17 protein-coding genes are annotated in these 21,625 nt (G+C 40.8%); 8 read left to right on the forward strand and 9 right to left on the reverse strand.

Annotated elements, in window-relative coordinates; all coding sequences use genetic code 11:
• Positions 1 to 201: 201 nt before the first annotated feature.
• The 3 genes from rpoB (at position 202) to EGS47_RS08890 (ending at position 9,156) form a co-directional block, all read left to right on the forward strand.
• Positions 202 to 4,290 carry a DNA-directed RNA polymerase subunit beta gene (rpoB, locus tag EGS47_RS08880; protein WP_004985068.1) on the forward strand — a complete coding sequence of 1,363 codons (4,089 nt, stop codon included), beginning with the start codon at positions 202 to 204 and terminating at the stop codon, positions 4,288 to 4,290.
• A 136-nt stretch (positions 4,291 to 4,426) separates the two neighbouring features.
• Positions 4,427 to 8,620, forward strand: coding sequence for a DNA-directed RNA polymerase subunit beta' (rpoC, locus tag EGS47_RS08885; protein ID WP_125269542.1), 4,194 nt, complete (start codon positions 4,427 to 4,429; stop codon positions 8,618 to 8,620).
• 179 nt (positions 8,621 to 8,799) lie between these two features.
• On the forward strand, positions 8,800 to 9,156 hold the full coding sequence (locus EGS47_RS08890; RefSeq protein ID WP_044436361.1) for a hypothetical protein: 357 nt from the start codon (positions 8,800 to 8,802) through the stop codon (positions 9,154 to 9,156).
• A 126-nt stretch (positions 9,157 to 9,282) separates the two neighbouring features.
• Here the strand turns inward: EGS47_RS08890 and EGS47_RS08895 are convergent, their stop codons facing one another.
• Positions 9,283 to 9,762 carry a DUF4442 domain-containing protein gene (locus EGS47_RS08895; protein WP_004995280.1) on the reverse strand — a complete coding sequence of 160 codons (480 nt, stop codon included), beginning with the start codon at positions 9,760 to 9,762 and terminating at the stop codon, positions 9,283 to 9,285.
• Positions 9,763 to 9,883: 121 nt separating this feature from the next.
• Here EGS47_RS08895 and EGS47_RS08900 point away from each other — a divergent pair, with 121 nt between their 5' ends.
• Positions 9,884 to 10,762: an alpha/beta fold hydrolase gene (locus EGS47_RS08900; RefSeq protein ID WP_125269543.1), complete on the forward strand. Its 879-nt coding sequence runs from the start codon at positions 9,884 to 9,886 to the stop codon at positions 10,760 to 10,762.
• 71 nt (positions 10,763 to 10,833) lie between these two features.
• Here the strand turns inward: EGS47_RS08900 and EGS47_RS08905 are convergent, their stop codons facing one another.
• A complete protein-coding gene (locus EGS47_RS08905) occupies positions 10,834 to 12,195 on the reverse strand; it encodes an amino acid permease (RefSeq protein ID WP_004985079.1) in 1,362 nt (453 codons plus the stop codon).
• A gap of 502 nt (positions 12,196 to 12,697) precedes the next feature.
• Between EGS47_RS08905 and EGS47_RS08910 the strand changes: the two genes are divergently transcribed.
• From EGS47_RS08910 to htpG, 3 genes are all read left to right on the forward strand, one after another.
• Positions 12,698 to 13,282, forward strand: a complete 585-nt coding sequence (locus EGS47_RS08910) for an OmpW/AlkL family protein (protein WP_004985082.1) — start codon at positions 12,698 to 12,700, stop codon at positions 13,280 to 13,282.
• Positions 13,283 to 13,522: 240 nt separating this feature from the next.
• Entirely contained in the window at positions 13,523 to 13,876 is a 354-nt protein-coding gene (locus EGS47_RS08915; protein WP_125269544.1) for a lysozyme inhibitor LprI family protein, read from the forward strand.
• Positions 13,877 to 13,981: 105 nt separating this feature from the next.
• Entirely contained in the window at positions 13,982 to 15,907 is a 1,926-nt protein-coding gene (htpG, locus tag EGS47_RS08920) for a molecular chaperone HtpG (RefSeq protein WP_125269545.1), read from the forward strand.
• Between the two features lie 105 nt (positions 15,908 to 16,012).
• Here htpG and EGS47_RS08925 read toward each other — a convergent pair whose 3' ends face one another.
• The 6 genes from EGS47_RS08925 to EGS47_RS08950 form a co-directional block, all read right to left on the reverse strand.
• A complete protein-coding gene (locus tag EGS47_RS08925) occupies positions 16,013 to 16,906 on the reverse strand; it encodes a selenocysteine synthase (RefSeq protein ID WP_125269546.1) in 894 nt (297 codons plus the stop codon).
• A gap of 133 nt (positions 16,907 to 17,039) precedes the next feature.
• Positions 17,040 to 18,242: a hypothetical protein gene (locus EGS47_RS08930; RefSeq protein WP_125269547.1), complete on the reverse strand. Its 1,203-nt coding sequence runs from the start codon at positions 18,240 to 18,242 to the stop codon at positions 17,040 to 17,042.
• Positions 18,243 to 18,390: 148 nt separating this feature from the next.
• Positions 18,391 to 18,648, reverse strand: coding sequence for a DMT family transporter (locus EGS47_RS08935; protein WP_308805561.1), 258 nt, complete (start codon positions 18,646 to 18,648; stop codon positions 18,391 to 18,393).
• Positions 18,605 to 19,474: an IS982 family transposase gene (locus EGS47_RS08940; protein WP_125269548.1), complete on the reverse strand. Its 870-nt coding sequence runs from the start codon at positions 19,472 to 19,474 to the stop codon at positions 18,605 to 18,607. Before EGS47_RS08940 ends, EGS47_RS08935 begins: the two co-directional genes overlap by 44 nt.
• Positions 19,475 to 19,535: 61 nt before the next feature.
• On the reverse strand, positions 19,536 to 19,709 hold the full coding sequence (locus EGS47_RS08945; protein WP_228711798.1) for a DMT family transporter: 174 nt from the start codon (positions 19,707 to 19,709) through the stop codon (positions 19,536 to 19,538).
• A gap of 156 nt (positions 19,710 to 19,865) precedes the next feature.
• Entirely contained in the window at positions 19,866 to 20,096 is a 231-nt protein-coding gene (locus EGS47_RS08950) for a hypothetical protein (RefSeq protein WP_004985094.1), read from the reverse strand.
• 266 nt (positions 20,097 to 20,362) lie between these two features.
• On the opposite strand from EGS47_RS08950, the gene EGS47_RS08955 reads away from it, so the two are divergent.
• On the forward strand, positions 20,363 to 20,719 hold the full coding sequence (locus EGS47_RS08955) for an ASCH domain-containing protein (RefSeq protein WP_119686934.1): 357 nt from the start codon (positions 20,363 to 20,365) through the stop codon (positions 20,717 to 20,719).
• A gap of 207 nt (positions 20,720 to 20,926) precedes the next feature.
• Here the strand turns inward: EGS47_RS08955 and EGS47_RS08960 are convergent, their stop codons facing one another.
• Positions 20,927 to 21,625, reverse strand: a complete 699-nt coding sequence (locus tag EGS47_RS08960) for a DsbA family oxidoreductase (protein WP_004995254.1) — start codon at positions 21,623 to 21,625, stop codon at positions 20,927 to 20,929.

Below are 21,625 nucleotides of genomic sequence, written 5' to 3' on the forward strand. Positions count from 1 at the left end.
GATATAAAAACGCTCGATTTAAAGAACAAATGAAATAAATTCAAACGCTTACCAATATTTTTCTGGTTTAAAAATATTGTTAAGCGTTTTAATACCACTTAAAAATTGCAGCATTTGTAAAAGTGGTGGCCATATCGGCCTGCGTCATTCCATCCAAGCTCGTTCTGCAGGCGAGCCTGGTTTACTTTCCGAGGACTCCAGATGGCATACTCATATACCGAAAAGAAACGGATCCGTAAGAATTTTGGTAAATTGCCTAGCGTCATGGACGCTCCGTACTTGCTTTCGATTCAGGTCGATTCGTACAGAACGTTTTTACAAGATGGCAAAACACCGAAAAACCGCGAAGATATCGGTCTCCAAGCCGCATTTCGTTCAGTTTTTCCTATAGAAAGTTATTCTGGCAATGCTGCTTTAGAATTTGTTGAGTATAGTCTTGGTAAACCAGAGTTTGATGTACGCGAGTGTATTCTTCGCGGATCAACTTATGCGGCACCAATGCGCGTAAAAATTCGTTTGATCATTAAAGATCGTGAAACGAAATCAATTAAAGATGTTCGCGAACAAGAAGTGTATATGGGTGAAATGCCACTCATGACTGAGAACGGAACATTTGTGATTAACGGTACTGAGCGTGTCATCGTATCTCAGTTACACCGTTCACCAGGTGTGTTCTTCGATCATGATAAAGGTAAAACTCATTCAAGCGGTAAAGTGCTGTATTCAGCACGTATTATTCCTTACCGTGGTTCATGGTTAGACTTTGAATTTGATGCCAAAGATTTGGTTTACGTGCGTATTGACCGTCGTCGTAAGCTATTGGCTACGGTTATTCTACGTGCACTGGGTTATAACAATGAGCAAATCCTTGATTTGTTCTATGAAAAAGTACCTGTGTATCTGGACATGGGCAGCTACCAAATTGATCTTGTGCCTGAACGTTTACGCGGTGAAATGGCGCAGTTTGATATTACTGATAATGACGGTAAAGTCATTGTAGAACAAGGCAAACGTATTAATGCGCGTCATGTTCGTCAAATGGAAGCGTCTGGTCTAAGCAAGCTTTCAGTGCCTGATGAGTATCTGTATGAGCGTATCACTGCTGAAGATATTACACTAAAAGATGGTGATATCATTCCTGCCAACACTTTGCTCAGCCATGAAGTCATGGTCAAGCTAGCTGAAGGCGGCGTAAAGCAGTTTAATATCCTGTATACCAACGATATCGATCATGGTCCGTTTATTGCGGATACTTTACGTGCTGATACCACATCAGGTCGTGAAGAAGCACTGGTTGAAATCTACAAGGTAATGCGTCCAGGTGAGCCACCAACGAAAGAAGCGGCTGAAAACTTGTTTAATAACTTGTTCTTCTCTTCTGAACGTTATGATTTGTCACCTGTCGGTCGTATGAAGTTTAACCGTCGTTTGGGTCGTCCTTACGAAGTCGGTACAGATCAAAAATCACGTGAAGTTGAAGGTATTCTCTCTAATGAGGATATCACTGATGTATTACGTACATTGGTTGAGATTCGTAACGGTAAAGGTGAAGTCGACGATATCGATCACTTGGGTAACCGTCGTGTCCGTTCAGTTGGTGAAATGACAGAGAACCAGTTCCGTGTGGGTCTGGTGCGTGTTGAACGTGCTGTTAAAGAGCGTTTAAGCCAAGCTGAAACCGATAACTTGTCTCCACAAGACTTGATCAATGCGAAACCTGTTGCTGCCGCGATCAAAGAATTCTTTGGTTCAAGTCAATTGTCTCAGTTTATGGATCAAAACAATCCATTGTCTGAAATTACACACAAACGTCGTGTATCAGCGCTTGGGCCAGGTGGTTTGACACGTGAACGTGCAGGCTTTGAGGTACGTGACGTGCATCAAACTCACTATGGTCGTGTGTGTCCGATTGAAACGCCTGAAGGTCCAAACATTGGTTTGATCAACTCGCTATCTGTCTATGCAAAAGCCAACGATTTTGGTTTCTTGGAAACGCCTTATCGTAAAGTAGTCGATGGTCGTGTAACTGACGATGTTGAATATCTTTCTGCGATTGAAGAAGTGGGGACTGTGATTGCACAGGCCGACTCTGGTGTTGATGCAGAGGGTAACCTCGTTGAAGAAATGGTTTCAGTCCGTCATCAGGGCGAATTTGTACGTATGCCTCCTGAAAAAGTGACGCATATGGATGTTTCTGCGCAGCAAGTTGTTTCTGTAGCAGCATCATTGATTCCATTCCTTGAACACGATGATGCGAACCGTGCCTTAATGGGTTCGAACATGCAACGTCAGGCAGTGCCAACTTTACTTGCGGATAAACCGCTTGTGGGTACGGGTATGGAAGCGACCGTTGCACGTGACTCAGGCGTCTGTGTAATTGCAAAACGTGGTGGTGTGATTGAGTTTGTTGATGCATCACGTGTGGTCATTCGTGTTCATGAAAATGAAATGATCGCGGGTGAAGCAGGTGTTGATATTTATAACCTGATCAAATACACCCGTTCTAACCAAAATACTTGTATTAACCAGAAAGTTCTTGTGAATCTGGGCGATAAAGTTGGTCGTGGTGATGTATTGGCTGATGGTCCTTCTACCGATGGCGGTGAGTTGGCATTGGGTCAAAACATGCGCGTCGCGTTCATGACGTGGAATGGTTATAACTACGAAGACTCAATCTTGTTATCTGAGCGAGTTTTGCAGGAAGATCGTTTAACTTCAATTCACATTCAGGAATTATCGTGTGTTGCGCGTGATACCAAGTTAGGTGCAGAAGAAATTACTGCCGATATTCCGAATGTAGGTGAAGCTGCTCTATCCAAGCTAGATGAGTCTGGTATTGTGTATATCGGTGCGGAAGTGACAGCGGGTGATATTCTGGTAGGTAAAGTAACGCCTAAAGGTGAAACTCAACTTACGCCAGAAGAAAAATTACTTCGCGCGATCTTCGGTGAAAAAGCGGCTGATGTGAAAGATTCATCTTTACGTGTTCCGTCTGGTACGAAAGGTACTGTCATCGATGTACAAGTCTTCACACGTGATGGTCTTGAGAAAGATGATCGTGCACTTGCGATTGAAAAAGCGCAATTGGATTCGTACCGTAAAGATTTGAAAGAAGAATACAAAATCTTTGAAGAAGCAGCACGTGAACGTATTGTGCGCTTATTAAAAGGTCAGGATTCTAACGGTGGTGGCACGACTAAACGTGGTGACAAACTGACTGAAGATTTATTGTCTGGTCTTGAACTGGTCGATTTACTTGAAATTCAACCAAGTGATGAAGGCATCGCTGAGCGTTTAAGTCAAATTCAAGTATTCTTGAAAGAGAAGAGTGCTGAAATTGATGAGAAATTTGCTGAGAAAAAACGCAAATTAGCGACGGGTGATGAGTTAACGACGGGTGTCTTGAAGGTCGTTAAAGTTTATCTTGCCGTTAAACGTCGTATTCAACCAGGTGATAAAATGGCGGGTCGTCACGGGAACAAAGGTGTTGTTTCTAACATCTTGCCTGTAGAAGACATGCCACATGATGCCAATGGTGTACCTGTTGATATCGTGTTGAACCCGTTAGGTGTACCGTCACGTATGAACGTGGGTCAGATTCTGGAGACACATCTGGGATTGGCAGCCAAAGGTCTGGGTGAGCAAATCGATAAGATGTTGCAACAACAGCGTACCATTGCCGAACTTCGTATCTTCCTTGATAAGATCTACAACAAGGTCGGTGGTGAGCAAGAAGATCTAAACAGTCTGACTGATGACGAAGTCTTAGTATTGGCTGGCAATTTGCGTAAAGGTGTGCCTTTAGCAACTCCTGTATTTGATGGTGCTGAAGAAAGTCAAATTAAAGAGCTACTTGAGTTGGCTGAATTGCCACGTACTGGTCAACAGATTTTGTTTGATGGACGTACAGGTGAACAGTTTGACCGTCCTGTAACCGTAGGTTATATGTACATGTTGAAACTGAACCACTTGGTGGATGACAAGATGCATGCGCGTTCAACAGGTTCATATTCTCTGGTAACGCAACAACCATTGGGTGGTAAAGCTCAATTCGGTGGTCAGCGTTTCGGTGAGATGGAAGTCTGGGCACTTGAAGCTTATGGCGCAGCATATACCCTTCAGGAAATGCTCACTGTGAAGTCGGATGACGTTGAAGGTCGTACACGTATCTATAAGAACATTGTAGATGGTAACCATTATATGGATCCGGGTATGCCTGAATCATTCAACGTATTGACCAAAGAGATCCGTTCTTTAGGTATCAACATTGAACTGAAAAATGGTGACTAAATCCCCCTCGATTCCCCTTTGTTAAAGGGGGCCCCTCTTTTCAAAGAGGGGTTAGGGGAGATTTTCAAATTTCAGTAAAAACAATATTTGTGACCCAGTCGGATGAGCCTAGCTCTCTGACACACGGAGAAAAAAATTGAAAGACTTGCTCGATATCATGCGTAAGAAAACGGATTCTGACGGTCATGCACCCGTTGAATTCGACCGTATCCGTATTGGTCTTGCGTCACCAGAAATGATTAAGTCATGGTCTCACGGTGAAGTGAAAAAGCCTGAGACAATCAACTACCGTACGTTTAAACCAGAACGTGATGGTTTGTTCTGTGCCAAAATCTTTGGTCCAGTCAAAGATTACGAATGCTTGTGTGGTAAATACAAGCGTATGAAATACAAAGGCGTCATTTGTGAAAAATGTGGCGTTGAAGTCACCACTGCAAAAGTTCGTCGTGAACGTATGGGTCACATCGAGCTTGCTTCGCCAGTGGCGCACATCTGGTTCTTGAAATCATTACCAAGCCGTATTGGTTTATTACTAGATATGACACTTCGTGATATCGAACGTGTGTTGTATTTCGAATCTTATGTCGTGACTGATCCTGGTATGACTCCATTTGAGAAATACCAGTTACTCAGCGATGAAGAATATTATAACGCACTTGAAGAACACGGTGATGAATTTACCGCGAAAATGGGTGCGGAAGCGGTTCAGGATTTGTTGAAAGACATCGATCTTGAAGCTGAAATCGCACGTCTTCGTGAAGAAATTCCACAAACAACCTCAGAGACGAAACTGAAAAAAGCGTCTAAGCGTCTGAAGTTGATGGAAGCGTTCAAAGAGTCAAACAACAAGCCAGAATGGATGGTGATGAATGTACTACCAGTACTTCCACCAGACTTGCGTCCGCTTGTACCACTTGAAGGTGGTCGTTTTGCGACGTCTGATTTGAACGATCTTTACCGTCGTGTAATTAACCGTAACAACCGTTTGAAGCGTCTTCTTGACCTTGCAGCGCCAGATATCATCGTACGTAACGAAAAACGTATGTTACAAGAATCTGTTGATGCATTACTTGATAATGGTCGTCGTGGTCGTGCGATCACAGGTTCAAACAAACGTCCATTGAAATCTTTGGCAGATATGATCAAAGGTAAACAAGGTCGTTTCCGTCAGAACTTGTTGGGTAAACGTGTTGACTATTCTGGTCGTTCGGTCATTACCGTTGGTCCTACTTTACGTTTGCATCAATGTGGTCTTCCGAAGAAGATGGCACTTGAACTATTCAAGCCATTTATTTTCGCAAAATTGCAGGCATCTGGTCAGGCAACCACCATTAAAGCTGCCAAGAAAATGGTTGAGCGCGAGACTCCTGAAGTTTGGGACGTTCTAGCGAATGTGATTCGTCAGCATCCAGTGATGTTGAACCGTGCACCGACACTTCACCGTTTGGGTCTACAAGCCTTTGAACCGATTTTGATCGAAGGTAAAGCGATTCGTTTGCATCCATTGGTCTGTACTGCATTTAACGCCGACTTTGACGGTGACCAAATGGCAGTACACGTTCCATTGACCTTGGAAGCACAGCTTGAAGCACGTGCTTTGATGATGTCGACCAACAACATCTTGTCACCAGCCAATGGTGAGCCAATTATCGTTCCGTCTCAGGACGTGGTCTTGGGTCTTTACTACATCACGCGTGATGCAGTCAATGCCAAAGGCGAAGGCATGGTCTTTGCTGATACGCACGAAGTAAACCGTGCTTTGGCCACCAATAAAGTTGCGATCCATGCACGTGTAAAAGTGCGTGTGCATCAGACTGTGATTGATGAAAATGGTCAGCGTGAAAAGCAAACCATTATTGTGGATACCACACCCGGTCGTTGCTTACTTTGGGAAATCGTTCCAGAAGGCTTAAGCTTTGACATGATCAACCTTGAGATGACCAAGAAAAACATCTCAAAACTGATCAACTCTTGCTACCGTAAATTAGGTCTAAAAGACACCGTCATCTTTGCTGACCAATTGATGTATTTGGGCTTCCGTCAAGCGACTCGCTCAGGTGTATCGGTGGGTATGGAAGACATGGTCATTCCGCCACAAAAGCAAGTCATTATTGACAAAGCAGAAACTGAAGTTCGTGAAATTGAACAACAGTTTGAACAAGGCTTTGTGACTGCGGGTGAGCGTTATAACAAAGTGGTCGATATTTGGGCGCGTACTAACGATCAAGTCGCTAAAGCGATGATGGATAATTTGTCATTTACCAATGTGAAGAACAAACAGGGTGAAGACGAGAAACAAAAATCGTTCAACAGCATCTACATGATGTCTGACTCTGGTGCACGTGGTAGTGCGGCTCAGATTCGTCAGTTGGCGGGTATGCGTGGTTTGATGGCAAAACCAGATGGTTCGATCATTGAAACGCCAATTAAAGCGAACTTCCGTGAAGGTCTAACGGTTCTTCAGTACTTTATTTCAACGCACGGTGCGCGTAAAGGTTTGGCCGATACAGCATTGAAAACTGCGAACTCAGGTTACTTGACTCGTCGTTTGGTTGACGTAGCACAAGACTTGGTGATTACTGAGCCAGACTGCGGTACTGCGGGCGGTTTAGTCATGACGCCATTCATTCAGGGTGGGGATGTGATTGAGCCATTACGTGATCGCGTATTGGGTCGTGTAACAGCAGAAGATGTACGTCGTGCATCGGACAATGAAGTGGTATTGCCACGTGGCACTTTGATTGACGAGAAAATTGCAGCTCAGCTTGAAGAAGCGGGTGTCGACGAAGTGAAAGTTCGTTCAGTCATCGCATGTGAATCGTCATTTGGTGTTTGTGCGAAATGTTATGGTCGTGATTTGGCTCGTGGTCATCAGGTTAACCCAGGTGAGTCTGTTGGTGTTATGGCAGCTCAATCGATTGGTGAACCAGGTACACAGTTAACCATGCGTACCTTCCACGTGGGTGGTGCTGCAAGCCGAACTTCTGCTGCAAACAGTGTACAAGTGCGTAACAAAGGTACTGTACGTTTCCATAATGTGAAAACGGTACAACATGCTAAAGGTCACTTGGTTTCTGTTTCGCGTTCAGGCGAAATTGGTATTGCCGATGAGTTAGGTCGTGAGCGTGAGCGTTATAAACTGCCTTATGGTGCAAGCATTCTGTTGAAAGACGGTGAGTATGTTGAAGCAGGCGGTATTGTCGCAACTTGGGATCCGCATACACATCCACTTGTAACAGAAGTGGCAGGTAAAGCGCGATTCAGTCAAATTGCGGATGGTGTCACTGCAACGTCGAAAACTGATGATGCGACGGGTATGACTACGGTTGAAATCTTGCCTGTGACAGCACGTCCTGCATCTGGTAAAGATTTACGTCCTGCAATCGTGTTGGATACAACCGATGGTGGCGAGCAGTTCTACTTCTTGCCACAAAATACCATCGTAACCGTACGTGATGGTGAAACCATTGGTGTGGGTGATGTTATTGGTCGTGTGCCACAAGAAACTTCACGTACTCGTGATATTACTGGTGGTCTACCGCGTGTAGCTGATTTGTTCGAAGCACGTAAGCCAAAAGAGCATGCGATCTTGGCAGAAATATCAGGTATCGTGAGCTTTGGTAAAGAGACCAAAGGTAAAAACCGTTTGGTGATCACGCCTGATGATGGTTCTGAAATCTACGAAGAATTGATTCCGAAATGGCGTCAAATCAACGTGTTCGAAGGCGAGCATGTGAATCGTGGTGAAACCATTTCTGATGGTCCACAAAATCCACATGACATCTTGCGTTTGAAAGGTGAAGTGGCATTGACCAACTACATCGTGAACGAAGTTCAGGACGTTTATCGTCTACAAGGTGTAAAAATCAACGATAAGCACATTGAAGTCATCGTACGTCAAATGTTGCGTAAAGTTGATATCACTGATGGTGGTGATACCAGCTTCATCAAAGGTGAGCAAGTGGATTACATCCGTGTCGTTCAAGAAAACCAAGCAGTCTTGGCTCAGAACAAGTTCCCTGCGAAGTTTGAACGTCAATTGATGGGGATCACCAAAGCATCGCTTTCGACTGACTCATTCATCTCTGCTGCATCGTTCCAGGAAACCACTCGTGTGTTAACTGAAGCGGCTGTAACAGGTAAAGAAGATGATTTACGTGGCTTGAAAGAAAACGTAGTTGTGGGTCGTTTGATCCCAGCAGGTACGGGTCTAGCGTATCATCTTGAACGTCGTCGTCAGGAAGCTGAAGCGGCTGAGTATGAATTGCACAACGACTTTAGTGATGTTGATCAAGCTTTCAGTCAGGCATTAAACTCTGATCAATTTTAAAGATTGATTGAAAAAGAAAGGCACCTACGGGTGTCTTTTTTTATGCAAAGAAATAGATGAATTAGTCCGAGTTTTTTGATTACAAAATCACTGCATGGATGGGGCATTTTGTTACATGATCTTATTAAAAAATTCTCCAAAAATGCTTATTCTGATAGGTATTAAACGAGGAGCTAAGCATGAAAAAAACAATGAGTTTAATGGCGATCGCTGTCATGTCGACCGCAATTCTCGCTGGTTGTCAGGATATGAGTCCATCGAATCAACGTATTGGCGCTGCTGCTTTAGGTGGTGCTGTTGGTGGTGGTGTGGGTAACCATGTGGGTGGTGGCGTTGGTGCTGCTGCTGGCGGTGCTTTAGGTGGTGGCGTAGGTGCTAATGCCAAAGGTGGTAATAGTAGCTCAACAACCAGTAGTGCCGTTGGAGCGGGTATTGGATCAGTCGTCGGCAAGGCGATATTTGGTGGTGATGGTGGTGCTGCGGTTGGTGGAGCCATTGGTGGCGGCGCAGGTGCAGCCATTCAAGAGAAAAAATAATGTTTTCTCGATGACCAAAAAGACAGCTTCAAGCTGTCTTTTTTGATAGGAATTTAGACAAATATAGAATCTTTGATTTTATCAAAACCCTTTAAATTTCAAATAAAAATAAGATCAATGATACTTTTAAAATGGTTTTGGCTTTTTACGACGAATATAAAGTGTTTTTTGAATCTCGGCGATTCTGACACCAGATTCATCAAAAATATTAACGGTATAGTTTCTTAGCACTGGTGCATAATTTTCGGCGAGTTCACGGATATGCTCAAGTTCCATCGCATCTAGGCGAATATCTGCATATACGGTACTTCGTCCAGGTGATAAAAAATTGATATTGGCAGACTTATCCCAAACGATATATTTTGAGCCCAGATGATGCATGAGGATCAACATATAAAAAGGATCCACCATCGAGTATAAGCTCCCCCCAAAATGAGTCCCGACAATATTTTGGTTTTTTCGGGTGAGTGGCATCTTGACCCGAATGTAATAATTTTTCAGGTCAATTTTATCAATGCTAATCCCCGCACCGCGATAAGGTGAGTAGCGATTAATAATAAACTTTGATACAGCGGGTATGGTTTGAAGTTGCTTTAAAATATTCATGAGGGTCAATTGATTTTCTATATGCTATCTTCATACTAAATAACTAACATCATTCTGGCATTGATAGCAATGCCTAATCCGATTAAAGAAATGGTCAATCAAAAACAAAAAAGGAAATGGCATGCATCCTCAGATTCACACTGTCCAAACTTCCGATCAGCAGACCTTATGTGCTAAGACATGGGGCGATCAGCAAAAACCAGCCTTGGTACTGGTTCATGGTTATCCTGATAATCAGGAAGTCTGGGAGTCGATTATTCATGAGCTGATCGATGATTTTTATATAATCACCTATGATGTTCGTGGTGCTGGTCAATCCAGTATTCCTAAGCATATTCGGGATTATCGGCTTGAACGCCTTTCTCTGGATCTGGAAGCAGTTGTCAATCAATTGTTGTTAGATCGACCATTTCATTTGGCTGCGCATGATTGGGGATCGATCCAAAGCTGGGAATCGGTGACTGAACCTAAATTTAAAAATCGTATTTTGTCTTATACCACGATTTCAGGCCCTTGTTTGGACCATGCTGCTTGGTTGCTACGTGATGAAGTTAAAACTCATCCAGCTAATTTTTTGAAGAAATTATCAAAATCATGGTATATCGGCGCATTTCATCTGCCCTTCATTGCACCTACCGTCTGGCATTATTTCACTCCCGAAAAATGGGGAAAAATCTTAAATGGTTTGGAAAGGAAGCAAGATTTACCATTGAATTTCCATATTGCGAGTGATGGAAAATATGGGATTAATCTTTATCGAGCGAATTTTATTCCAAGCTTGACTCGACCACGTCAGCGCTATGCACAATGCCCAGTTCAGGCTGTGGTACTTATGCGTGATGCTTTTGTCAGCCCTGATTATATTTTAAAAGAAACGCCAAAATGGGTGGAGCAATTTGAATATGTTGAACTGGATGCCAATCATTGGGCAATGTTGAGTGAACCGCAAAAAATGGCAGACTATATTCGTCAGTTTGCTTGGTCTCAACAGCCAGTTTAATTCAATGGTCGCAATAAAAAACCACCTTTACATTGCCATGAAAGGTGGTTTTTTATATCAGTTAACATTGATTAGATTTTCGGCTTGACCCAAATCTTGTAAGCAACAGCTAATAGAAGTAACCAGAAAATGCCGACATACAGGGCAGGGCGCGTATCAGGGAAGTAGCCAATCACCGCAATCACAAAGATCATAAATGCGGTGGCAAGTGCAGGCGCTACAGGCCAACCAATCATCGGGAAATCAAGCTTTTTAATTTCATCACTCGATAATTTTCTGCGCATGCCAAAATGCGATAATAAAATCATCAGCCAAACATAGACCGTCGCAAAAGTCGCGATCGAAGCAATAATTTCAAATACATTTTCAGGAATTAGGTAATTTAGAACCACGCCAATCAACAATACGCCAGCCATGACCACCACGGTCATCCACGGCACACCGAATTTAGACGTTTTACGGAACACTTCAGGTGCTTGTCCTTTGAGTGCCATACCGTACATCATACGACCTGCGCCAAATACATCGCTATTAATCGCTGAAATAGCTGCTGTAATTACCACGACATTCAATACGGCAGCAGCAGATTTAATGCCTAAACTCTCAAAAATTTGTACAAATGGACTGCCTTGAGTCCCGATCTGATTCCATGGAAAAATCGACATTAAGACAAAAATAGTCAAAACATAGAATAGGATAATTCGGATCGGAACAGCATTAATGGCACGTGGAATGGCCGTTTTCGGATTTTCTGTTTCACCTGCGGTAATGCCGATGATTTCAATTCCACCAAAAGCGAACACGACCACTGAGAAACAGGCGATGACCCCCATTACTCCATTTGGCATAAAGCCACCATGTTCCCATAGATTAGAAATACCAGGATTAAAGCTGGTATTGGGAACATGCAAACCATAAAACATAATGCCAAAGCCGCCACAGATCATGGCAACAATGGCACTCACTTTAATAATCGATAGCCAGAATTCAAGCTCACCGTAAAATTTGACATGAATCAGATTAATCGCACCCAAAAAGAAGATGAGCGATAAAATCCATGTCCAGCGTGGCACATCAGGAAACCAAAATCCCATATAGATACCAAAAGCGGTGACATCTGCTATGGCGACAATCACCATTTCAAAAACATAGGTCCAACCTGTGGTGAAACCAGCCAAAGGGCTCACATAATCGGAAGCATAACGACTAAAGGAGTCTGAAACTGGGTTGTGTACGGCCATTTCGCCAAGCGCACGCATCACGATATAAATGGCAATGCCCGCGATGACATACGCCATCAAGACTGCGGGACCTGCTAGCTTAATAGCAGAAGCTGATCCATAGAACAGACCTGTCCCAATGGCAGAGCCTAAAGCTAAAAAACGGATGTGGCGTGTATTGAGTCCACGCTTTAAAGAAGAATTCTGTGACATCGATTACTCCAATTCTTGCGCGTATTGTATCGGAGCTACATTCAATGTTCACTTTATTTATATAAAAAATGAAAAATTTGGGCTGGACAAGACATTGATCGAAATAAACTTGCAAATTTATTTAAATTAATTAAATTAACAAAATGGAAGATTAAAAATAAATATAAGCTTGTGATTAAATATTTTAAAATAATAGACTTCTTTGATCATTAGTTGAATTTTTTTATTTTTCTCCCATAGGTGGAAATAAAAAGCCCTTGTGAATATAGTTTAATAGTCACAAAATCTTATTATTTTGGTTGGTTTTAAAGTATATTAATTTAATCGGATTTATTTGTGTTTAATTTGGCATTTTAAAAACATACTAAAATACTCTGATTAAAATAAATAAATAAGAATATCATTGCTTTATAAATAATGTTTAAAATGTGTTTATAATCTGTATTGCGTTTAATATATATATAATATTATGATGTTATCAAGATATTAAGAGGTAATAAAAATGTTGAAACAAGCTGCTGTTATTGCATTATTAGGTTTGTCTTCTTCTGTTTTTGCAGGTGATTGGCAGGTTAAAGTCGGGGCAAGTTATATTGCGCCAACCAGTGATACTCAAACTGCATTAGGCAAAGTTGAAGCGGATGATGAGTTTGCTTTTACACCATCTGTTGAATATTTCTTTGGTGACTCACCATTCTCTGCTGAATTACTTCTTGCAACACCGATTAACCATGACGTGTTATTGGATGGTAATAAGGTTGCAAGAGTAAAACATTTACCACCAACCATCACAGCAAAATATAACTTTAAAAACGCGACACGCTTTACACCATATATTGGTGTGGGTGCAACTGCTTTCATTCCATGGGATGAGTCAGGTGTAGCAGATAAAGTCAAAAATGATTACGGTTTTGCGGGACAAGTTGGCTTCACTTTCCAACCTGCTGATGCAAAAAATTGGGGTGTTTACTTCGATGTACGTTATGCAGATTTGAGCCCAGAAGTTCGTTTAGTCGACAACTTAGGTACATTTGATTTAGATATCGACCCAGTGATTTATACACTAGGTTATAGCTATAGATTCTAAGGAAGATATAGCCTTTTAAAACTCCCTCGTGGGGAAGGGAGTTTTTAACTGATAATGCACTTAATAATAATGATATAGAGAACAACAATAATATGATCATCGGCATGATAAGCCTGACAGGAAACTGTGAGGCTTTTTTTATGGTTGTGACTGATGTTGTACAGAAAATGGCAAAAATTTACTTATTCAAATGAACATAATTGTTAAAGTTAAAATAATAAATCTAACAAGAGCGTTTCAATGAAAAAATTACGAATAGTTCTGCTCAGTAGTTTATTTTGTATAAATGGTTTAAGTCACGCGCATGCTGCAAGTTTCTCCTGCGATAAAGCCAAAACCAGTACAGAAAAAACCATTTGTCAAAACCGCAGTTTAAATGATGCCGATGTAAAAATGGCAACAACTTATAATATTGTTGTTCACGCCTTGCCAATGGGCGGACGTGATGCCGAGAAAGGTGCGCAATATCAATGGTTAAAACAGCGGGATAGCTGTCGTGCAAATGTAAGTTGTATCACACAGCGTTATACCGAGCGTCAAAAGCATCTGGATGATATCGTGCAAAATCGTATTTTAACGCAAGGTCCTTTTTAAACCAGATAAAAATCTTCGCTTTTGCTATTGAAAAAGTCGTGACTCACTCCAATACATACAACATCAAAGAATTCGCTAACATGAATGGTATTTTAGGAGTGAGTGATGAGCGAACAAAAAACGTCACAGAATTATAGCTTTCAGGCAGAAGTCGCCCAACTTTTACATTTAGTGACCCATTCACTATATTCTAATCCAGAAATTTTTCTACGCGAGCTGATTTCAAATGCATCAGATGCTTGCGATAAATTGCGTTTTGAAGGGATTAATCATCCAGAATATTATGAAAATGATCCAGATTTACATGTACGCGTAACTCTGGATAAAGAGCATAAAACTATTACTATTTCAGACAATGGGATTGGTCTCAATCAGCAGGAAGCGATTGATAATCTGGGAACGATTGCCAAATCTGGTACCAAAGATTTCATGTCTAAATTAACTGGTGATCAAAAATCTGATGCACAGTTAATCGGTCAGTTTGGTGTGGGTTTTTACTCTGGATTTATTGTTGCAGATAAAATCACCGTTGAATCGCGTCGTGCGGGTTTGCCTGTGGACCAAGGCGTACGTTGGGTGAGTGGCGGTACTGGTGAATTTGAAGTTGAGCAAATCCACAAGGATTCACGTGGCACAGATATTATTTTACATTTACGTGATGATGCACTTGAATATTTAGAAAGTTATAAAGTTAAGCAAATTATCAATAAATATTCAGATCACATCAGTCTGCCAATTCAAATGCAAAAAGAAGTCTGGCAAGAGGATGAGGTGGCCGAAGGCGAAGAACAAGCAGCCAATGGCAAAATGGTCAAAACTGAAGAATGGGAAACCATTAACTCAGCCAGTGCGCTTTGGACACGAAATAAAAATGAAATTTCAGAAGAACAATATATCGAGTTCTATAAAAATCTGAGTCATGATTTTGATGCACCGTTGGCTTGGGCGCATAATCGGGTTGAAGGTAGCACAGAATATACCCAGCTTCTTTATATTCCAGCTAAAGCACCGCATGATATTTTTACCCGTGAAGCTAAGGCAGGCATTAAGCTGTATGTGAAACGTGTCTTTATTATGGATGATGCGGATCATCTGATTCCAAATTATTTACGTTTTGTACAAGGGGTGGTGGACAGTGCTGATTTGCCGCTGAATGTAAGTCGTGAGCTGTTACAGGAAAGTCGCGATGTTAAAACCATTCGTGAAGGTAATGCCCGTCGCGTATTAACCCTGCTTGATGGTCTGGCAAAATCAGAAGATGAAAAAGATCAGGAAAAATTCAAAACTTTTTACACCGAATTTGGTGCAGTTCTTAAAGAAGGTTTAGGCGAAGACTTTGGAAATCGTGAACGTATTTTAAAACTTCTGCGTTATGCAACCTCAAATCATGATGAGGTGAGTACTTCGCTGGCTGATTATAAAGCACGTATGAAAGAAGGGCAAAAAGCGATTTATTACGTGACCGCAGATAGTCTCAATGCCGCTAAAAACTCTCCACAACTGGAATTATTTAAGAAAAAAGGCATTGAAGTTTTACTGATGTCTGAACGTGTCGATGAATGGGCGATGAATTTTGTACAGGAGTTTGATGGTACGCCTTTGCAAAATGTCTCAAAAGGAGCTGTCGATCTGGGTGATTTACAAGATGCAGAAGAGAAAAAAGCACTCGAACAAGCAGCCGAACAGTTTAAACCAGTAGTGGAAAAACTAGGTGAATCACTCAAGGATAAAACCAAAGAAGTGCGTGTAACTACACGTCTGGTCGATTCTCCTGCATGTTTGGTGACATCAGAAGGCGAGTTATCTCCTCAACTGATTCGCATGTTAAAACAGGCAGGACAGGAAGTACCTGAGATAAAACCGATTCTTGAAATTAACCCTGAACATCCACTGGTGAAAAAACTGGAACGTTCAGCGCAGTTTGATGATCTGGCCAATGTGATTTTTGATCAGGCGGTCATTGCTGAAGGGGGTTTACCAGAAGATCCTGCTGCTTATGTAAAACGGATCAATAGCTTATTGTTAAAATAAATCATCTGTAAAATAGCCCTGACTTTGGTCAGGGTTTTTTATACCGGGTTGGTGCATGTGGGTAAAATCAGACTTATCCACAATTTTGCTGATTTGGTCGGAAAGTTAAAAATTTGCTTCTAATTGAATCGTCGTACTAAATATATGCTGAAGTTCTTTATCGGTTGTGGTCATATCATGATAATAAGAAATCTGGTTATCGATAAAAATCCAGTCACGCCATAAGGGTCTCCGCCATGATAAATAAGGCCCCCATAGCTGTAATTCCCAGTCTTTTTTTGTTTGATCATACACACCGCTACTATAAATTCCATAAATTAAACGGTGATTTTTTAAAAATTGATATTGTTGGAAAGTTCGATTTGCCCAATAGTATTCTTCATCCTGACTTTTATTGAGGCTGAATTGATTGGAAAAAAGAGTATTGTCTTGTAATTTTTGATTCAGATTCAAAGTTGTCTCAGAATAATTTTTACTGGTAGAACCATAGCGAAACAACTGTTGAGTATCGATACTGATATCATGCCTTAACACCCATTGTTTCTTTGCCAAAAACTGGACATACACATCACTGTCTGAATTTGAACCCAGATTAATATCGTTAGAAAAAGGCAGCAAGCTGGTGATGGTACTGATACTGGCACTAATGGGATCAGGATTAGCTACTTTATTTTTTTTGCTTTTAGTTTTATGCGGTTTTCCAAATTTTTTAACAGGCTGGGTTTGTTGCTGCAAAGTCCTTGCCCATAAAGAATCGTTATCAAAAACAGCCAATAATTCCTGACTCAGTTGTTCGTTGGAAAGAATGCTTTCTTGTTCTGAATTTATCAGTGCTTCTGTACATGTTAATTTTGATAAGTGCTGCCGATTTAGATGTACTGTATAAGACTGAAAAGAATAGGGTTTAAAAGTGGAATGGCCTAATACCCATACCGCATAAATACTACATAGGCTTAAAATAATCGCAAGCTGAAAATGAACGATAAGGCATCGCTTCATGAAAAAAATAATAAGAATAATGAATGTGGAACAGAATATAAAACCAATCTTAATTTTTTATTTAAGTTTCGATGCGCTTGGTCAAGCGCTTGCCAAAATACCACATGGCAAGCGCAAAAAGATGGTTTCTTATTTAAAATAAAGCCTCTAACCGGACAAAAGTACTCACATAGTGGCTGCGGTCTTCACGATGATCATTAAAATAATTGAGATCGCCTTGTACATAAAACCATTCACGCCAGAGTTGTTGACGCCAAGACATGAACGGCCCCCAACTATTTAAACGTAAGTCGCTATTATTGTAATATCCGCCTGTATACAAGCCGTAATTAAAACGATTATTGGCAAAGAACTGATGCTGTCTAAATAAACGGTTATCCCACCACAGATCATCATCCTGATCATCAGCATAAGTTAGGCTGAATTGGTTAGAGAGAAAAGCCTCATTGGGACGCGCATGTGTCAGTTCCAGATTGGTTCTTAAATAGTTTTTACTATCGATGCCATAACGATAAATTTGTTCCGCGTAAAACGAAAAATCGTTGCGTAGCGGCCACGCGCGTTTGGCTTTTAAGCGGACATAAATGTCATCCCCAGAACGAATCCCCAGATCGGCATCAGTTTCAAACGGTAATTTTTTGGAGAAATCAGACCATCGTAGTGCCAATGAACCATTATTGTCACGGGTTTGACGAGAATCTAAGCGTTTTTTATCGCCGTTTGGATCGATATTGGTATTGGCAACATTATTATCAAACTCATCATCGAGTGAGTCATCACCAAACACGACGCTAAAACGCCGTTCGAGTGTTGGAAGTTTAATTTTTCCTCGGATACGTGGCTTAATCTCATAGCCATTATATTTATCCCAATAATTATCTAGCATGATCCTCAAGGTGGCATCGGCTGGTTTTTTGGGATCAACATCACCAAACCAATGATCAATCTTACCAGAGGTACGGTCTGCCCAACGACTAATGTCATGCTGCTTACGATCAAACCACGTTAGATCTTGCGTTTCAGATACAGGAGGAACATTGGGCGTATCTGACTCAGGAGGTAAAATGGTCGGTGTTGAATCAATCCATGCAGGAATTAAATCTAATAGATTTTTATCTTGTGATTGATTTAATTGGTGTAATTTGACTGCATAGGCGACAGAGGTTCGTGGCGTATTGGGATCATTTGGTAAAACCAAGGACTGATCTTGCTCGGAAGATTGATCGAAACTCACGTCTTTTGTTTCTGTATTGGCGGAAAGCGAAGTTATTCCCCCCAAACACACTAAGAAATATAAAACGCGAGAACCCAAGTTAAAATAATTAGCTTTCATCATAATGGCTGTACATTGTTTATTGTCTCATTTATGTGATTACTCTTGTTGATTTGCCTTATAAAATCAAGTCCTAGCAACAAAACTAAGTAATTTTAAGAAGATACGTTATTTTTTTGTATATAAATAATTTGAAGTTTATACAAATATCTTAATGATTAATGGATTTTGAAAATAAATTGATGATGATTACCCCTGCAATAATCAAGAACATACCCAATAATGCGGGGAAGTCCAATTTTTGTTTGAGTACAATAAAATTGATGGCTGCTACCAGTACAATTCCTGTACCTGCCCAAATAGCATAGCTGATGCCTACAGCTAAGGTCTTAACGACAATACTTAATAAATAACCCGAATCCTGTTTAAGCCACTGATTCCATAATTTGAATTGTTGGCTTATTTCGATGGGTTAGTTGATATGCACATAACGATGCGTAAATCCCACTTAGAAATCCACGAATACTACGTGCTTTACTCGTCACTAAATTGTATTGTCCTTTCAATAAGCTGAATAATGTTTCTATCTTATTACGTTGTTTTAAGTGATATTCATCTTGTACACAGAGTTGAACAGTCGGCATGTTCTTTCGATGGTAAGTAATCAAATCAACACCTTGATCCTTTAACCTGCTTTTTAAATCTTGGCTGATATAGCCACGATCCGCATAAAGCTTTGCTTCTAAGCCTTCAACCAAATGTTCAACCATTTTTATGTCAGCCACATGTCCATTAGATAAAGCAGAACATGCTATTTCACCCAATTGATTCATCGCGATATGTAATTTACAGCCATAAAACCAGCCCATCGAGCTTTTACCACGTGATGCAATTTTGGCTAATGATTTATGGCGTTGAATCCGTTGATTTTTACAGACTGGTAGAGTGGTTGAATCAACCCATAAATATTGGCTACGTTGGTCTTTCATTAAGGCGGCATGTAATGCATGTAGTGCCAATTGATGCATATTGATCAGGTGAATCATTCGTTGGTAGCAGGGTAAATTTTTAAATAAATGATTTTTATCCTGTTTTAACCATGAAAAGAATGCTTTGAAATTGTTGATATGAGAACTCTTATACCAAATGGCAATAAAATTGATTTCTGAGAGACTCAATTGGGCTGGCCGAATTCTTATAGAGTGACGACTTTGTTTGAGAAACTTCCAATAAGTTGCTTCAAATTTAAGAAAGAAATCATCAATGATGCAGAATAATTCGGTACTATTGAACATTAGGAACTAGAGCTTTAGGTTTGGTGTGGTAACTCAACTTATGGCTCTAGTTCTTCTATTTTCAAGTCAATTTCTTATCCGCGATTCGGGTTAATAAATAGAATGCACAGACATAACAAATCACCATGATTAAGGTATAAAGTGCATGGGTAAAGCCTTTGGTATGTGGCAACAAAGATGTTGCAATGACCTCAAATATAATCGCAAGGCAAAGCGCTAGATAAGCTTTAATCATGGATTACACCATTTGGAATCAACAAATCGCAATTGCCAAAATTTTAATTGAACCAAAAAAATTATATAGACCAAATAAAAACTCTCCACAAAGGGAGAGTCTTCAAGATATTAAGATAAGAATAAGTGATTAAAGTGATTCAAATCCGTTTTTTATTTAGGCTGAAGCATGAGTATGTTGGCAGCGACGAGAATAAATCTTACCAGCTATACCTCCAATCAACGCACCACTAAAGGTTCCAAAAACAGGAAGAATGCTGCCTGCTACCGCACCTATTACCACACCTTTTACAGTTGGAGAGAAACGTGATTTTTTTGCTGATTCCTGCTCATTTGCTGTCGAAGTGTTGGCTGTATCTAATACATTAGGATTTTGATCAGTTGCCATTTTCATTTCCTCTTATTTAGGTTGAGATATCCATGACCTGAATTGAGTCGAACGAGTCATTGAATTTATCTAAACACAAGATTCAGCCTGAATTTGTGGCAGAGCTGTTAATAAGAAATCAAGTTTAGTAACAACCTTGACAGTTTCGTTGCAAGCCACATACTTTGGGTGAAAGAACTTGTTCATAAAGTGTCTAAAGCAATTTTTTGTATTTCATTCATCCGTGAAACTTTTACAATACTGAAAAATAAATCCAGAGGAATACTTTGAAAAAATTAAAAGCACTCTCTATCGTAGCGCCCGCTTGTGAGCGAATTGTCTCAGGACAGAAAAAACTGGAAATTCGTTCATGGCGACCCGAACATTTGCCGCTATGTGATTTAGTGATTGTACAAAATACGCAGTTTCTGCATAAAGACGGTGATGAACAAATCGGGACGGCGATGGCAATCATTGATATTGTCGAGGTACATGCATGGCGTAAAGATGAAATTGAAATAGCCTGTGCAAACTATTGGAAAGAAGGATATTGGGCTTGGGAAATTACCAATGTACGTCCGCTTGTACCTGGCATTCAGTGCATGGCCAAGCGTAGGATTTATGAGATTGATCTTGCTATATGAAAAACGCTATAAAAAATCCCCCTGAATGAGGGGGATAAACTCAATGCTGTTCATCCATTGATTGGGTTGGATGAACATGACGAGAAATTAAAATTACAGCGCAGTTGATGCATCTGATTTTAAAAGTTCTCAATCAGTGAACCTAGTCTATTTATGCAACGCAGCATTGCAAAATAAGGCTCGACGAACCTAGTTTAACACCGAGATTTATTTTTGCGGAATTTCGCAACTGTCATCATGACAACTTGCAGCCGTCGTAGCGGTGATCGATGATTGAGGCTGATCCTGCGCTTGCTGCAAAGCCTGTAGAAAAACCTCACGTGGCTGTGCACCTGACAGTGCTAACTTTTGATCGAACACGAAAAAAGGTACGCCACTAATATTGAGCTGTTCATGCGCAATTTTTTCATCATGACGGACAAAATCAGCCAACTCATCGCTATCAAGTACAAACTCGACTTCGGCATGATCCAAGCCAATTCTGGAGGCAATTTCCTCTACAACTTCACGTTCACCAATAGCAAGACCTTCCGTCATATATGCATGGAAAAAGGCTTCCTCCGCTTGACTTCCTAAGCCCTTACTTTGTGCTAAATGGATGATACGATGTGCATTAAAACTATTACCAGATTTGGCTTGCTGCCATTGGAAATCGATTCCTTCACCGGCTGCCATTTCGGCAATATTACGTTCCATTTCTTGCATTTCTTCAAAACTACGACCATATTTAATCGCTAGACGCTCTGTATTTGACATATCATGTTTGGCGGGAGCATTCGGATCCAACTCAAAACTATGCCAATGAATCTCTAACTCGATACCTGCCTGCTCTGCAACGTGCTCAAGACGTTTCTTACCAATATAACAAAAGGGGCACACCACATCTGACCAGATATCTACGCGCAT

Source organism: Acinetobacter sp. FDAARGOS_515 (assembly GCF_003938865.1).
GTDB lineage: Bacteria > Pseudomonadota > Gammaproteobacteria > Pseudomonadales > Moraxellaceae > Acinetobacter > Acinetobacter ursingii.